Source organism: Thiohalophilus thiocyanatoxydans (genome assembly GCF_004366735.1).
GTDB lineage: Bacteria > Pseudomonadota > Gammaproteobacteria > UBA6429 > Thiohalophilaceae > Thiohalophilus > Thiohalophilus thiocyanatoxydans.
The window spans coordinates 162,416-177,331 of record NZ_SOQX01000004.1 but is presented as its reverse complement, the minus strand read 5'-3'; the positions used below and the strand labels follow the sequence as shown (position 1 = coordinate 177,331).

20 protein-coding genes and 1 pseudogene are annotated in these 14,916 nt (G+C 60.5%); 8 read left to right on the top strand and 13 right to left on the bottom strand.

Annotation, left to right across the window (positions count from 1 at the left end; all coding sequences use genetic code 11):
- Positions 1-292 precede the first annotated feature (292 nt).
- From EDC23_RS09115 to EDC23_RS09055, 13 genes are all read right to left on the bottom strand, one after another.
- Positions 293-589, bottom strand: a complete 297-nt coding sequence (locus EDC23_RS09115; RefSeq protein ID WP_134083774.1) for a type II toxin-antitoxin system RelE/ParE family toxin — start codon at positions 587-589, stop codon at positions 293-295.
- Positions 567-761 carry a hypothetical protein gene (locus tag EDC23_RS14370; protein WP_134083922.1) on the bottom strand — a complete coding sequence of 65 codons (195 nt, stop codon included), beginning with the start codon at positions 759-761 and terminating at the stop codon, positions 567-569. Before EDC23_RS14370 ends, EDC23_RS09115 begins: the two co-directional genes overlap by 23 nt.
- Before the next feature lie 488 nt (positions 762-1,249).
- Positions 1,250-2,326, bottom strand: a complete 1,077-nt coding sequence (gene hisC / locus EDC23_RS09105; protein ID WP_134083772.1) for a histidinol-phosphate transaminase — start codon at positions 2,324-2,326, stop codon at positions 1,250-1,252.
- Positions 2,327-2,335: 9 nt separating this feature from the next.
- Complete coding sequence (gene hisD, locus EDC23_RS09100; protein ID WP_134083770.1) at positions 2,336-3,634, bottom strand: histidinol dehydrogenase; 1,299 nt, start codon at positions 3,632-3,634, stop codon at positions 2,336-2,338.
- Positions 3,635-4,264: an ATP phosphoribosyltransferase gene (hisG, locus tag EDC23_RS09095; protein WP_134083768.1), complete on the bottom strand. Its 630-nt coding sequence runs from the start codon at positions 4,262-4,264 to the stop codon at positions 3,635-3,637.
- Positions 4,257-5,531, bottom strand: a complete 1,275-nt coding sequence (murA, locus tag EDC23_RS09090) for a UDP-N-acetylglucosamine 1-carboxyvinyltransferase (protein ID WP_134083766.1) — start codon at positions 5,529-5,531, stop codon at positions 4,257-4,259. The genes hisG and murA overlap by 8 nt, the downstream gene beginning before the upstream one ends.
- A gap of 48 nt (positions 5,532-5,579) precedes the next feature.
- The gene (locus tag EDC23_RS09085) at positions 5,580-5,837 is read right to left on the bottom strand and encodes a BolA family protein (protein ID WP_134083764.1); all 258 of its coding nucleotides are present in this window, start codon (positions 5,835-5,837) and stop codon (positions 5,580-5,582) included.
- Between the two features lie 184 nt (positions 5,838-6,021).
- A complete protein-coding gene (locus tag EDC23_RS09080; protein ID WP_134083762.1) occupies positions 6,022-6,327 on the bottom strand; it encodes an STAS domain-containing protein in 306 nt (101 codons plus the stop codon).
- The gene (locus EDC23_RS09075) at positions 6,324-6,953 is read right to left on the bottom strand and encodes an MlaC/ttg2D family ABC transporter substrate-binding protein (protein WP_243830760.1); all 630 of its coding nucleotides are present in this window, start codon (positions 6,951-6,953) and stop codon (positions 6,324-6,326) included. The genes EDC23_RS09080 and EDC23_RS09075 overlap by 4 nt, the downstream gene beginning before the upstream one ends.
- A gap of 3 nt (positions 6,954-6,956) precedes the next feature.
- Positions 6,957-7,433: an outer membrane lipid asymmetry maintenance protein MlaD gene (gene mlaD / locus EDC23_RS09070; RefSeq protein WP_134083758.1), complete on the bottom strand. Its 477-nt coding sequence runs from the start codon at positions 7,431-7,433 to the stop codon at positions 6,957-6,959.
- Between the two features lie 3 nt (positions 7,434-7,436).
- Positions 7,437-8,216: a lipid asymmetry maintenance ABC transporter permease subunit MlaE gene (gene mlaE, locus EDC23_RS09065; protein WP_134083756.1), complete on the bottom strand. Its 780-nt coding sequence runs from the start codon at positions 8,214-8,216 to the stop codon at positions 7,437-7,439.
- Complete coding sequence (locus EDC23_RS09060) at positions 8,216-9,034, bottom strand: ABC transporter ATP-binding protein (protein ID WP_134083754.1); 819 nt, start codon at positions 9,032-9,034, stop codon at positions 8,216-8,218. Before EDC23_RS09060 ends, mlaE begins: the two co-directional genes overlap by 1 nt.
- Before the next feature lie 100 nt (positions 9,035-9,134).
- A complete protein-coding gene (locus EDC23_RS09055) occupies positions 9,135-9,794 on the bottom strand; it encodes a hypothetical protein (protein ID WP_134083752.1) in 660 nt (219 codons plus the stop codon).
- Between the two features lie 90 nt (positions 9,795-9,884).
- Here EDC23_RS09055 and EDC23_RS09050 point away from each other — a divergent pair, with 90 nt between their 5' ends.
- The 8 genes and pseudogenes from EDC23_RS09050 to lptB all read left to right on the top strand — a co-directional run bounded on the left by EDC23_RS09050 (position 9,885) and on the right by lptB (position 14,855).
- Positions 9,885-10,070 carry a hypothetical protein gene (locus EDC23_RS09050; RefSeq protein ID WP_134083750.1) on the top strand — a complete coding sequence of 62 codons (186 nt, stop codon included), beginning with the start codon at positions 9,885-9,887 and terminating at the stop codon, positions 10,068-10,070.
- Positions 10,071-10,153: 83 nt separating this feature from the next.
- Positions 10,154-10,942, top strand: a complete 789-nt coding sequence (locus tag EDC23_RS09045) for an MlaA family lipoprotein (RefSeq protein ID WP_243830753.1) — start codon at positions 10,154-10,156, stop codon at positions 10,940-10,942.
- A gap of 325 nt (positions 10,943-11,267) precedes the next feature.
- Positions 11,268-12,233: a calcium/sodium antiporter gene (locus EDC23_RS09040; protein ID WP_134083918.1), complete on the top strand. Its 966-nt coding sequence runs from the start codon at positions 11,268-11,270 to the stop codon at positions 12,231-12,233.
- A gap of 17 nt (positions 12,234-12,250) precedes the next feature.
- Positions 12,251-12,457 carry a heavy-metal-associated domain-containing protein gene (locus EDC23_RS09035; protein WP_134083748.1) on the top strand — a complete coding sequence of 69 codons (207 nt, stop codon included), beginning with the start codon at positions 12,251-12,253 and terminating at the stop codon, positions 12,455-12,457.
- 12 nt (positions 12,458-12,469) lie between these two features.
- A pseudogene (gene kdsC, locus EDC23_RS09030) lies at positions 12,470-13,048 on the top strand (3-deoxy-manno-octulosonate-8-phosphatase KdsC); the annotation flags it as partial.
- The gene (gene lptC, locus EDC23_RS09025; protein ID WP_134083744.1) at positions 13,041-13,613 is read left to right on the top strand and encodes an LPS export ABC transporter periplasmic protein LptC; all 573 of its coding nucleotides are present in this window, start codon (positions 13,041-13,043) and stop codon (positions 13,611-13,613) included. The pseudogene kdsC and the gene lptC, both read left to right, overlap by 8 nt.
- A complete protein-coding gene (gene lptA / locus EDC23_RS09020; protein WP_166668821.1) occupies positions 13,594-14,133 on the top strand; it encodes a lipopolysaccharide transport periplasmic protein LptA in 540 nt (179 codons plus the stop codon). Before lptC ends, lptA begins: the two co-directional genes overlap by 20 nt.
- A complete protein-coding gene (gene lptB / locus EDC23_RS09015; RefSeq protein WP_134083740.1) occupies positions 14,130-14,855 on the top strand; it encodes an LPS export ABC transporter ATP-binding protein in 726 nt (241 codons plus the stop codon). The genes lptA and lptB overlap by 4 nt, the downstream gene beginning before the upstream one ends.
- Positions 14,856-14,916: the final 61 nt, after the last annotated feature.

Below are 14,916 nucleotides of genomic sequence, written 5' to 3'. Positions count from 1 at the left end.
GAAGTGCGAAGGCCAGGGATGGCCTTCGTCAGATGAACCCGAGGCGCGCTGGCGGGTCAGCGCTTTCGAGATCAAGCTCGCCCGGAGGGCAAACATTTAGATAGGCAAGGTGGCTCCGGCGAGAGTCGCCGATGGAATCGCCTCCCACAAAAGCTCGCTTTCAAGATCCAGCTCGCCCGCAGGGCGAACATTTAGATAGGTAAGGTGGCTCCGGCGAGAGTCGCCGATGGAATCGCCTCCCACGAGAGCCCGCTTTCAAAATTCAGGCCCGCCCGCAGGGCGAACAGTGCGCTCATGGAAAATACCGTTCAATATCCAGCGCCCCATGAAAAACACCGAGAATATCAATCCGGGACGACGACTTGAGAAGATAGGCAATCCGGTAATGCCCATAGAGAAGGATGCGTATCTCGCCATCAGCTACCTTACGATACCGGGCACCTATTTCGGGAAAGTGGCGTAGCTCCTGAGCTTTTTTATAAATTCCCGAGACAACTTCCTGTGCTGCTGTTGGGTTATCAATTGCAATGTAATCGTAGATATCGCGAAGCCAGCGCTGTGACTCTTCAGTCCATTTTATTTCTACCATAATGAATCCGATGTTCCATATCGTCATTCGAGATTACGCGTCCATCGCGTGAGTCCTCCAGGCCGCGTTCGACCATGCGTTCGAAGGCCAGTTCGCGCATGATATCTTCATAGCTTGCGTCTTCCGGCTGGGACCGGATGACTTCTGTCATTTTCTCTTTCACGTTCGACATATTGTATCCCTGCATATATGAGCGCTGTTCTTGTTTCAGGCATGCCTGAAACAATTTAATTCTAGCAACACCCTTCTGCCTTTGCGAGTCAGGCAAGTTGTTGTTTTTCGGAGGTATCAGGTTTTTTACTGCCCCGCCTGGACGGTTCTTCATCCCGTTAGACGCCGCCGAGCATCGCAGCGGAAGGAGGAACAGCCCGCAGGGTGCGGGCATGGTGCCCTGACCCATCGGAGATGGGTAGGGTTGCCCTGACGCCGGAGGCGTAGGGCACTCGCAATGAACCCGGAGGGTTCTGCGAGACAACATAATGAAACCCAAAGGGGTTCTATGAGACAAGCCACCACTCGCCGCGCGGGTGCGAGAGCCCGCTTTCAAGATTCAGGTCGCCTGGAGGGCGAACATTTAATAGAAAGTGGATTTTTATCACCCCACCCTAGCCCTCCCCTTGCAGGGGAGGGAATAACCAGGAGGGGATCATAGGAGAAAGATTACAGAACTTTCTTCAATGCAGCCAGAAACGCCGCATTCTCTTCCGGCGTACCGACGGTGACCCGCAGGCAATCCTTCAACAGCCCGCCGGCCTTATCCAGGTTCTTGATCAACACGCCCTCTCCCTTCAAAGCTTCGAAGATATCCGTGGCCTTGCCGGGTTGGGTGCGAAACAGAACAAAGTTCGCCTGGCTGGGATAGACCGTCAGCCCGTCAATCTTCTGCATCTCGGCATATAACAATTCCCGATCGGCACAGATCTGATCGGTCTGCGCATTCAGCACATCACGATTCTGTAGCGCGAATTCGGCACTGGCCTGGGTGAGGCTGCTGATGTTGTACGGCAGACGGACTTTATCGAATTCGTTCAGCCAGGCCGGGTTGCCGGCCAGTAACCCCAGCCGCAAACCGGCGAGGCCCATCTTGGAGACGGTGCGCATCACCAGCATGTTGTCGTAATTATTGACTTCATCCATGAACGAGTCGCCGGCGAAGGCGTGGTACGCCTCGTCAATGATCACCAGCCCCGGCGCGGCGTCGATGATCTTTTTTACATCGTTCTTGTCGAACAGGTTACCGGTCGGGTTATTGGGATAGGCCAGGAACACCACCGCCGGCTGGTACTGCTCGATGGCGTGCAGGATTTCCTGGGTATCCAGTGAGAAGTCGTCCTGCAGCGGCACGCCGATGTACTGCATGTCAGTGAAGGTGGCGATCATGTGGTACATGACAAAGCCCGGCTCCACCGACAGCACGCTGCGCTGTTCGTCGGCCAGGGTCATGAGGATCATCTGGATGATCTCGTCCGAGCCGTTGCCGAGTAATATCTCGGCACCTTCGGGCACGGCCATCGCCTCGCGCAGGTGTTGCTTCAAACTGGCGGCCGAGGGATCGGGATAGCGGTTGAGTTCCACCTGGCGCACCACGTCCAGCCATTGATCCAGCAGCGCGTCGGGCCAGCGATAGGGGTTTTCCATCGCATCGAGTTTGATCAGGCCCCTGGCCGGGGGCACGTGATAGGCCTGCAGGCCGCGGATCTCGGGGCGGATCCATTTGTCGATGCGCGAGCCGGTCATGACTTTTTATTAATCCTTGATGCGGTATTCGGCGGAGCGGGCGTGGGCGGTGAGGCTTTCGCCGCGCGCCAGCACCGAGGCGGTCTTGCCCAGCGTGGAGGCACCGTCGGCCGAACACATGATCAGACTCGAGCGCTTTTGAAAATCGTACACACCCAGCGGCGAGCTGAAGCGCGCGGTACGCGAGGTAGGCAGCACGTGGTTGGGGCCGGCGCAGTAATCGCCGATCGCCTCGGCGGTATAGCGGCCCATGAAGATGGCCCCGGCGTGGCGGATCTGTTTCGCGGTTGCTTCCGGGTTGTCGATGGACAGCTCCAGATGTTCCGGCGCGATGTGGTTGGCCACCGCGATCGCCTCGTCCATATCTTTCACTTCGATCAGCGCGCCGCGATCGGACAGGGAGGTTTCGATGATGGTCTGGCGTTCCATCTCCTGCACCAGCCGATCGATGCTCGCTTTCACCTGGTCGAGAAACGCCGCATCGGGGGAGACCAGGATCGCCTGGGCGTCCTCGTCGTGTTCCGCCTGGGAAAAGAGATCCATGGCGATCCAGTCGGGATCGGTTTTGCCGTCGCACACCACCAATATCTCGGAAGGCCCGGCGATCATGTCGATGCCGACCCGGCCGAAGACCATCGACTTGGCGGTGGCCACATAGATGTTGCCGGGGCCGACGATCTTGTCCACCGGCGGCACTGTCTCGGTGCCATAGGCCAGCGCGGCCACGGCCTGCGCGCCGCCCAGGGTGAAGACACGGCTCACCCCGGCGATGCGCGCGGCGGCCAGCACCATCTCGTTCACCTCGCCGTCGGGCGTCGGCACGACCATGATGATCTCCTCAACCCCGGCCACGTGCGCGGGGATGGCGTTCATCAGGACCGACGAGGGGTAGGTCGCCTTGCCGCCGGGCACGTACAGCCCGACCCGATCCAATGGTGTCACCTGCTGGCCGAGCAAGGTGCCGTCGGCCTCGGTATAGGACCAGGACTCCATCTTCTGATGCGCGTGATAGGTGCGCAGCCGCTGCGCGGCGGTCTCCAGCGCTTCACGGGTTTCGGCGGGGATGTTGTCCAGGGCGGCCTCGAGGCGATCCATGTCCAGGGTAAGCTCGGCCATGCCGGTGGCGGACATGCGATCGAACTGGTTGGTGTATTCGACCAGCGCGGCATCGCCGCGGGTGCGCACATCCCTGAGGATGTTCTTGACAGTCGTATTCACCGCCTCGTCGGAGACCCCTTCCCAGTCGAGCAGCTGATCCAGCTCGGACCAGAAGCCGGCGTCGGTGCTGTTGAGTCGCTTGATGTCCATTTAGTTTACCGCCTCGCCGATGCGATCGATCAGGGCCTTGACCCGGGCGTGTTTCATTTTCATCGACGCCTTGTTGACGATCAATCGCGAGCTGATCTCCGCCATGTGCTCCAGCGGTGCCAGGCCGTTGGCCTTGAGGGTGTTGCCGGTATCGACCAGATCGACGATGAAGTCGGAGAGCCCGACGATGGGGCCCAGCTCCATGGAACCGTACAGCTTGATGATCTCCACCTGCTTGCCCTGCTCGGCAAAGTAGCGCCGCGCGACATTGACGTACTTGGTGCAGATGCGCAGGCGGCCCTCGGGAACAGTCGCGCCTTCGGGGCCGGCGATCATCATCTTGCACTGGGCGATTTTCAGATCCAGCGGTTCATAGAGCCCTTCGCCGCCGTGCTCCATTAATACGTCCTTGCCGGCCACGCCGATGTCGGCGGCGCCGTACTGCACGTAGGTCGGCACGTCGGTGGCACGGATGATCACCAGCTTGATGTCATCATGGTTGGTGTCCAGGATCAGCTTGCGGCTGGTTTCGGGATCGTCCAGCGGCTCGATGCCGGCGTGCTTGAGCAGCGGCAGCGTCTCTTTATAGATGCGGCCCTTGGACAGGGCGATAGTCAGTTGTTCACTCATGATAATGTAATGCCGGCACCCGTCGGATCCGGGCTCCCAGTTGTTGCAGTTTTTCCTCGATACATTCGTAACCGCGATCGATGTGATAAATACGATCCACCGTGGTCGTCCCTTCGGCCACCAGTCCGGCAATAACCAGACTGGCCGAGGCGCGCAAATCGGTCGCCATCACCGGCGCGCCGGTCAGATGTTTGACCCCGGTGGAAAACGCGGTGTTGCCTTTTAACTGGATATCCGCCCCCATGCGCTGCAGTTCCTGCACGTGCATGAAGCGGTTTTCAAACACCGTTTCGGTAATCGTACCTGAACCTTTGGCGATCGAATTGAGCACCGAAAACTGCGCCTGCATGTCGGTCGGAAACGCCGGATACGGCGCGGTCTGCAGATCCACCGCTTTGGGGCGCTTGCCATGCATATCGATCGTAATGGAAGTGCTGTCGATATCCAGCCGGGCGCCCGCCTCTTCCAGCTTGGCCAACACCGCATCCAGCAGGTTCGCATCGGTGTTCTTGAGCTTGACCTTGCCGCCGGTAATCGCCGCCGCCACCAGATAGGTGCCGGTCTCGATGCGATCGGGCAGTACGTTGTAATCGGTGCCGTGCAACCGCTCGACGCCATGGATCACGATCTTGTCCGTGCCGGCGCCTTCGATATCGGCGCCCATGCTGTTGAGACAGTTGGCCAGATCCAGCACTTCGGGCTCGCGCGCGGCGTTTTCGATCACCGTGGTGCCTTTGGCCAGGGTCGCGGCCATCATCAGGTTCTCGGTGCCGGTCACGGTGACCATGTCCATCACCAGCTTGGCGCCCTTGAGCCGTTTGGCGCGCGCCTTGATATAGCCGTTTTCGACCGTCACCTCGGCGCCCATCTGTTGCAGGCCGTGGATATGCAGGTTGACCGGCCGCGAGCCGATGGCACAACCGCCCGGCAGCGAGACTTCGGCCTCGCCGAAGCGGGCAACCAGCGGCCCCAGCACCAGGATCGAGGCGCGCATGGTCTTGACCAGTTCATAAGGCGCCACGTATTCCTTGATCGTGGAGCTGTCGACCTCGACCCCCATATTGTCCATCATGGTGATCTGCACGCCCATCCGCCCGAGCAGTTCCATGGTGGTGGTGATGTCGTGCAGATGCGGAATATTGCCAATGTTGACCGGCTCATCGGCCAGCAGCGTCGAGGCAATAATCGGCAGGGCGGCGTTCTTGGCGCCGGAAATACGAATCTCACCCTGCAGATTGGCACCGCCGGTGATTAGAAGCTTGTCCATGGGGTATTGTTGTCCTCAAAACACCGCTCACGCGGCGGGCAGCATCACTCAGGATGAGATCTGCAGTTCGCGTGCCTTCTCCCACTCATCCGGGGTATAGGCTTTGATACTCAGCGCGTGCAGCTCGCCGGAGGTGATCTTGTCGGTCACCGTGCCATAGACCATTTGCTGTTTTTTCACCGGGCTCAGGCCCTCGAAATCGGGGCTGACCACGATGGCATCAAAATGGCTGCCGTCGCCGTTGACAGTGGCTTCGCAGCCGGGGATGCCGGCTTCAATCAGTTGTTTAACCTCGTCGGGGCTCATGGTTCCCACTCGCGTGTTGCTATGTATGAACTCGCTATTGTATCCGCTCAGCCGCCGGCCGCACAGGGCAAAACCGGACCGGATTGGAAATTCGGCAAGAAAACCGCGGACTTGCTACAGGAATAGGGACCAGGGGCCAGGAGCCAGGGGCTAGGGGCTAGAACCTAGAATCTAGCCCCTTTATTTATGAGAGCGGCAGGAGATCTTCGAGCCCGCTGACACGGGCGATATCGCGCAGCTGTTCGGGCAGGTTGCGGAAGCTCAGCTTGCGATCCCGCTGGCGGGCGAACTGCATCCACTCCACCAGCAGGGCCAGGCCGGCGCTGTCGCTGCGGGTGACCGCCTGGAGATCGAAACAGACTTCTTCGTCCTGGCTGCGATTGAGAATCGGCTCGACCTGCTGCAGCAGGCCCGGCACGGTCTGCATGTTGAGCTCGCCGCTGATCAGATAGCTGTTGTCATCCTGGGGCTTGATGGCTGTGTCACTCATTGCAGGGGTTCTCCTGTGCGGTTGTGTTGCTCCAGGCGCATGATCAGCGCGTCCAGCCCGTGCGCCTTGATCTCGCCGGCAAAGCGGGTGCGATAGTTGGCCACCAGGCTGATGCCATCGACGCTGATGTCATAGACCCGCCACCGGCCGTCTCGCTCCCACAGCGTGTAGTTGAGCACTACCGGCGCGCGGCCCGGTTGCAACGTCCGGCTGCGCACGGTCACCTCGCCGCCGGCCGGATCCGCGCGCAGCGGCAGGTATTCGATGCCCTGCCCCCGGTATGCCCGCAGCGTCGCCGCGTAACTGCTCAGCAGCACCTGGCGAAAGGCGTGCCCGAAACGCAGCTGCTGTTCCGGAGTGGCGTTGTGCCAGTGCTTGCCCAGCACCCACCCGGCCATGCGCACGAAGTCAAAATGGGGCTGCACGATCTCGCGGATCCGAGCGTCGATCCGCGCCGGAGTCTGTTCGAACTGCGGGGCCTGGTGTTCCAGCGCCGCCAGCACACGCCCGGTGGCCTCGATCACCCGTTGTTGCGGCCCTTGCGTGGCCGCAGCGGCTCCGGCCAGGGAACCGGCCAGCATCAGCAACGCCCCGGTCAGCGGCCCGCGCCAGCAAGAACCGATCATCACCTAGTTGTCACCACTGTCATCCATAAACCGGCTGATGAACTGGCCGATCAGTTTCTCCAGCACCAGCGAGTCCTGGGTCAGCCTGATCTCGTCACCCTGTCCCAGCACTTTCATCGCCCCGCCGGGCTCCAGCCCCACGTACTTTTCGCCCAGCAGACCGGCGGTATAGATGCTGGCCGAGGTATCTTTGGGCAACACTTCCCGGTACTGATCCTCGATCCGCAGGGTCACGACCGCCTCGAAGGTTTGCTCATCGAAGTGGATATTCTTGACCCGGCCGATGGTCACCCCGGCCATGGTCACCGGCGAGCGCACCTTGAGGCCGCTGGTATCCTGGAAACGGGCACTGATCTCGTAACCCTCGTCATTGCTGTAGGTGCTCAGGTTGCTGACCTGCATGGCCAGCATGAACAGCGCCGCCAGTCCCGCGGCGACAAAGATCCCGACCCAGATTTCAACCAGACGCGAATTCATCATCTTTTATTCTCCAAACATGAGCGCAGTGAGCACGAAGTCCAGCCCCAGTACCGCCAGCGAGGCATGCACCACCGTCCGGGTGGTGGAACGGCTGATACCTTCCGAGGTGGGCACGGCATCATACCCTTCAAACACGGCAATCCAGGTAACCACAATCCCGAAGACCAGGCTCTTGATCACACCATTATAAATATCATCGTAAAGATCGACGTTGGCCTGCATCTGCGACCAGTAGGCGCCCTGGTCGACCCCGAGCAGACCCACGCCGACAAAATAGCCCCCCAGCACCCCGACCGCGCTGAAGATCGCGGCCAGCAGGGGCATGGACAAAAAGCCGGCCAGGAAACGGGGCGCCAGCACCCGGCGAATGGGATCCACCGCCATCATCTCCATGGCCGAGAGCTGCTCGGTGGTTTTCATCAGACCGATTTCCGCGGTCAGCGCCGAGCCGGCCCGTCCGGCGAACAGCAGCGCGGTGACTACCGGACCCAGCTCACGCACCAGGGTCAGCGCGACGATCACCCCGAGCGACTCCTCGGCGCCGAAATCCACCAGGGTATTGTACCCCTGCAGCCCCAGCACCATCCCGACAAAGGTGCCGGAGACCAGAATGATGAGCAGCGACAACACGCCGACCGAATAGAGCTGCTGGATCACCAGGGAGAACTTGGGCACCAGCGCCGGCTGCCCTTCGAGAATGCGCAGCAGCAGCAGATGCGCCCGTCCCAGCCGCTGGAAAAAGCCCAGCGCGTTGTGTCCCAGTCGTTGCAAGGAAGAGAGCATCAGTCGCGCGTCCCGTTGTGGTTGACCAGATCATCGGCGTAACCCGCGGCCGGGTAGTGAAACGGTACCGGCCCGTCCGGCAGCCCGTGCATAAACTGCCGGGCCCATTCGGATTCGGAGTTGCGCAGGTCCTCGCGCGAACCGTGCGCCACCACCTTGCCGCCGGAGAGCAGATAGATATCATCGGCGATTTCGGAGGTTTCGGCGATATCGTGCGAGACGATCACGCTGGTCAGTCCCAGCGCGTCGTTGAGGTCTTTTATCAGCCGCACCAGCACGCCCATGGAGATCGGGTCCTGGCCGGTAAACGGCTCGTCGTACATGATCATCATCGGATCCAGGGCGATCGCCCGGGCCAGCGCCACCCGCCGCGCCATGCCGCCAGAGAGCTCCGCCGGCATCAGCGCCCGCGCGCCGCGCAGCCCGACCGCCTCGAGCTTCATCAGCACCAGAGTGCGAATCAGGCGCTCGGGCAATCGGGTATGTTCGCGCAGGGGAAAGGCGACGTTATCGTACACGTTCATGTCGGTGAGCAGCGCGCCGTTTTGAAACAGCATGCCCATACGCTTGCGCAGTTCGAACAACGCACTGCGTCCCAGCCGGTTGACGTTCTCGCCGTCAACCAGGATGGTGCCGGACGCCGGTTGCAGCTGGCGGCCTATCAGGCGTAACAGGGTAGTCTTGCCGGTGCCGCTGGGCCCCATGATGGCGGTGATACTGCCGCGACGAATATCGATATCGATATTGTCGAATATAGTATGAGCACCGTGCCGAAAAGTCAGATTGCGGATCTCGACCAGATTGTCATCCCCTGCCATGCGCGACAAATTCCTTAGTGAGCGGTGGCGGCATTGTGACCCAGCCCCGCACGCATGACAATGGTTGCCGAGTTGCCGGCGTGGTGAATTAGCGCCGGGGTCACATCAATTCCTCGATCAGCTTTGCCTGACGCAGGGTTTCCATGTTCGGCGGTTCTCCCTCGATCACCAGCGCCACATGCCGTTCCGGACGACTCACCGCCAGTCCCGCTTCAATCGAATCACGCAACTGCCGGGGTGTGGATTCTCCGCCCATCCGGATCACCGCCAGTGGACCGATCGACAGGCCGTCGGCGTCACTGTCCGGATTCCAGCTCCAGCCGATACGCCGCGCCCGCAACGCCGCGCGCCACGCCTCACTCGGTGAACTGACGGGGTCGACACACAGCGGCCAGCCGTCGAACCGGGCCTCGGCTTGCGCCAGCCACGTTGCCGGATCGGCCTGTGCCGGATCCACCTGTAACAATACGCCGCCCGCGCGCGGCAGCTGCGACAACAAGTCGAGAGACGCCGCCTGTTCGGCCTCCGGGGCGGAAACGACCACCAGAGCCCACAGATCCTCGCGGCACTCGGCCATCTCCTCGGGCAGCTCCGCTTCCAGCGCCCGTTCGCGATCGGTGACCACCGCCAGGGGGAACTCGTTGCTGTAATAGCCCAGGCGCCACTCCGGCGGCAGATCGTCCGGGTAATAGCTCCCCTGCCAACCCTCATGCTGCCAGCCGAAACTGCCGATCAGTATGCGATGTGTCTGTCCCGTCATCTCCGCTCCACGTATTGCTCAGGCAAGAAAGCTGACAAACATACCCATTCACGGTCATAATTGAAACGGTCAACGTAACGGCTACTCATCATGGCGGACATTCTCCCGTTTAAAAAACCCCGGGCCAGCGACAAACACCGGGGCAAAACCCTGTGCAAAAGCGGCTTTCATAAATGGGAAGCGGTCAAGGGGAACCCTTTTGATGTCAAACAGGGTAAAATGGTCACCCGTTACCGATGTAGCCGCTGTGGCGCGACACGCACCCAGGCCAGATAAAAACCAGAGCAAACCACCGAGGTCACAGAGGTTCACAGAGAAAGAGGCTTATCTCCTCTCTGCCGAAGCCCCGCTTTAAATATATGATGAAAAATAACCGATCCCGTGCCCTCCTGCCTGTCGCGTTGCTTGCCGCTACCCTGCTGATTTCCGGTTGCGCCAGCACCAACGGGCCGACGGATGAGGGACAAAACGATCCGCTCGAGTCCTATAACCGCGTTATGTACCAGTTCAACGACGCGGTGGATCGCAGCATCGCCCGACCGGTCGCCCAGGCCTACAAGGACAACGTACCGCAACCGGCGCAGACCGGCGTCTCCAACTTCTTCAGCAATCTGGATGATGTCTGGGTCATGGTCAACAACGTCCTGCAATTCAAGTTCAGGGACGCCAGCTCCGATTTCTCCCGCGTGATCTGGAACTCGACTGTCGGCCTGTTCGGCCTCATCGATGTCGCCACCCCGATGGGGCTGCCCAAACACAACGAGGACTTCGGCCAGACGCTGGGCCGCTGGGGGGTTGGCGAAGGGCCCTATATCGTCCTGCCGCTCCTTGGCCCCAGCACCCTGCGCGACACCGGCGGACGGGTCGCCGACTGGCACTATGAGCCGTTGCAGGAGATCGAGGACGACGAGGTCTACTGGAGCGTGGTCGTACTGCGCGCCATCGACAACCGTGCGGACCTGCTCGGCGCCAGCCGCATGCTGGAAGAGTCCGGCGCCGATCCCTATACCTTCATGCGCGACGCCTACCTGCAGCGCCGGCGCAGCCTGGTACACGACGGCAATCCGCCACGCCCGGAACGGGAGCGCTACGAACCCTCGGACGAAGATCGGGAACTGGAGAGGGAGCTCGAACGCGAGCTGCAGTAGGTGAACAGATCAGTCTCACCGCAGAGACGCAGAGAACGCGGAGTTATTATTTACACAATGAGCAGGCCGTCGCTTGCCTCAGGCATGGTTTTATGTCGACCACAGCTCCATCAAAGAGCATCTTGTGAAAACACCCGGCCCAAACTGGACGCCCTGTTCCCGGTCTGTCACAGATTTATTTATTGAATCAATTATCTCTGCGTGCTCTGCGTCTCTGCGGTGAAAGCTTTTCTTGGGACAGCGCCTCGCACCCCAGTAACAAGCTGGTATCATACGCCGTCGAACGATCTGGCCCACAACCCGACCCTCTCTTATGCCGACCGACATGCTGCTTTCCGTTATTGCCGTGATTCTCGGTTTTGCCATTGTGATCAAGGGCGCCGACTGGTTCGTGCAGGGGGCCGGGGCCACGGCCCGTAATCTGGGGGTCTCGCCGCTGGTCATTGGCCTGACCATCGTGGGGCTGGGCACCTCGGCGCCGGAGATGCTGATCTCCGCCATCGCCACCCTGGACGGTAACGGCGGCCTGGCCGTGGGCAATGCGTTGGGCTCCAATATCGCCAATATCGCCCTGGTGCTGGGGATCACCGCCCTGGTGGTGCCGCTGGTGGTCCGCTCCGAAACCCTGCGCCGCGAATACCCGGTCATGTTTCTGATCATGCTGGTCAGCCTGGTGCTGGTCGCCGACGGCGAACTGGGGCGCCTGGACGGGCTGATTCTGATCGTCGGCATGGTATTGATGTTGTGGTGGATGGTCCTGCTGGGCAAGCGCAAGGATCACGATCCGCTGGAGGCCGAATACGCCAGTGAAATCCCCACCATGACGACGCCGCGCGCGCTGCTGTGGCTGGTAATCGGCCTGGTACTGTTACTGGCCAGCTCGCGGGCCCTGGTCTGGGGCGCGGTAAATATCGCCCACTTTTTCGGGGTCAGCGATCTGATCATCGGCCTGACGGTTGTGGCGATCGGCACCAGCCTGCCGGAACTGGCTGCCTCGCTGATGGGCGCCCTGCGCCAGGAGCCGGACATTGCGATCGGCAATGTAATCGGGTCCAATATGTTCAATCTGCTGGTGGTGCTCGGCATTCCGGGGCTGCTCGGCCCCCTGCAGCTGGACGCCGAGGTTCTGAGCCGGGATTATCCGTATATGATTGGCCTGAGCATCGCCCTGTTTGTCATGGCCTACGGGCTGCAGGGGGATGGCCGAATCAACCGCCTTGAGGGCGGCCTGCTATTATTGGCGTATATTGCCTATCTCGCCCTGCTTTATTTTAATGTCCAACAGATTTAACACAGCCAGGAGCGCTTATGAGTGACACACTGCAAATCACGGCCCGGAACATCAAATGCGGCGGTTGTGTCGCCGCCATCGAAAACGGCCTGAAAACCCTGCCCGGGATCAACCAGGTGGAGGTCACCATCGATACCGGGCTGGTGCGCATCGAAGGCGAGGAGCTGTCGGAACAGGCCATTCGCGACAAGCTGGCGGAGCTGGGTTATCCCGCCGCCGAATAAAGCCTCCCCGCGCTTGTCAGACAGTTTGCAGACACTCAGCAAAACACAACCGGACCGACTGTTATGAAAGATGTTCTTGCCCGCGCCGCCCAGATCGAACTGGTGGTATTTGACGTGGACGGCGTACTCACCGACGGCAGCCTGTTTGTCGGCGACGACGGCCAGGAATACAAGGCGTTTCATTCGCGGGACGGGTTTGGCATCAAGCTGCTCAAGGAGAGCGGCGTGGCGATCGGCGTGATCACCGCCCGCAGCTCAAACGTGGTCCAGCATCGGATGGACAACCTCGGCATCGAGCATGTCTATCAGGGCCAGCTGGAAAAATTGCCGGCCTTCGAGGAGCTGGTGGCCAAACTGGGCCTGACGCCGGAACAGGCCGCCTATGTGGGAGACGATGTGGTCGATTTGCCGGTCATGCGCCGCGCGGGGCTGGCCATCGCGGTCCAGGACGCCCATCCGCTGGCCAAGCAGCACGCCCACTGGCAGACCCCACACAACGGCGGCCACGGCGCGGCGCGTGATGTCTGTGAACTGATCATGGAAGCGCACAATACGCTGGATGCGCAGTTGAACAAATTCCTCTATGAATAAACTGCAAGTTATCACGATTATTCTGCTGGTCATTCTGATCGGCGCCTTCAGTAACTGGCTGCTCACCGACCTTGACACCCAACCGAGAGTGATTTCCCGCGAAGTCCGCCACGATCCCGATTATTATCTGGAAAACTTCACCGCGACCAGCATGGGTGAAAACGGCGTGGCAAAACACCGGCTGGTGGCCGATTATCTGGAGCACTATCCCGATGACGATAGCGTCGTGATTCAGCAGCTGACGCTGGATCTGTTTCGCCAGGATCTGCCGCCCTGGACCGCCCAGGCCAACCAGGGGGTGGTCTACGAGCAGGGCGAACGCGTCGAGCTCAGCGGCGAGGTGGAGCTGCACCGTCCGGCCACCGACCATGACGAGGCACTGACCCTGCTGACCGAGAAACTGACCGTTTATCCCCAACGGGAATACGCTGAAACCGATGCGGCTGTTACAATCACCAGCGATAGCAGCGAGACCCGGGCGATCGGCATGCAACTGGATGTGGCCCAGGGCCTGCTTGAACTATTGTCGGATACCCGAGGAACCTATGTTATTAACCCGCGCTAAATCGCTGCTGCTGATGGCCCTGCTGGGTAGCATCTCGATATCCGCCGGGGCGCTGAGCAGCGATCGCGAGCAGCCGGTGAACATCACCGCCGATCGCATGCGCGCCGATGAACGCGAGGGGCTCAGCCATTACGAGGGTGATGTGTTTCTCAAACAGGGCTCGCTGGAGATCCGCGCCGAGGAGATCACCGTCTATCTGGAAGAGGGGGAAGTCACCCGGATCATCGCGATTGGCGAACCGGCCAAACTGCAACAACAACCGGATGACCGGGAAATGGTCTATTCCGAGGCCCGGCGCATGAAATACAACACCCGAAACGGTGAACTGCTGTTGCTCGAGGACGCCTGGGTCAAACAGAGTGGCAACCGCATCAGCGGCAAACGCATTCACTACGATACCAGCAACAGCATTGTCACGGCCAACCGCGACACCGCCCCGAAGCAATCCGGCGACTCACAGGACGACGGACGGGTTCGCGCGATCATCGAACCGAAAGAGAAACAGGACGCGGGTGAATGAGCATCCTCAGCGCCAACCAGCTGGGCAAATCCTACAAAGGCCGCGAGGTAGTCAAGGATGTCTCCCTGACCGTGGACAGTGGCGAGATCGTCGGGCTGCTGGGCCCCAACGGGGCCGGCAAGACCACCTCTTTTTATATGGTCGTGGGTCTGATCAAGGCCGACCAGGGCACAATCGGGCTGGATGACGAGGATCTCACCCCCCTGCCCATGCATCTGCGGGCGCGGCGCGGTATCGGTTATCTCCCCCAGGAGGCCTCGGTGTTTCGCAAACTGAGCGTGGCGGAGAATATCCTGGCGATTCTGCAGACCCGCAAGGAACTGGCCCCGTTTCAGCAACAGCAGAAACTCGAGGAGCTGCTGGAAGAGTTGCACATCAGCCACATTCGCCAGACTACCGGCATGAGCCTCTCCGGTGGCGAGCGCCGCCGGGTGGAGATCGCCCGCGCCCTGGCTACCGAGCCGCGCTTTATTCTCCTCGACGAACCGTTTGCCGGGGTGGATCCTATCTCGGTGCTGGATATTCAGAGTATCATTCGTCACCTGAAAGACCGCGGCATCGGCGTCCTGATAACCGACCATAATGTTCGCGAAACCCTGGGGATCTGCGAGCGGGCCTATATCATCAATGCCGGTGAGGTCATCGCCCGGGGCGAGCCGGAGCAACTGCTGCAGAACAAGCAGGTTCGCAAGGTCTATTTGGGTGAAAATTTCAGGCTCTAGGAATTGGGCCCTGCACTCAACACGGAAATACGCTAAAATTTGAACCCAGCCAGAGAGCTGG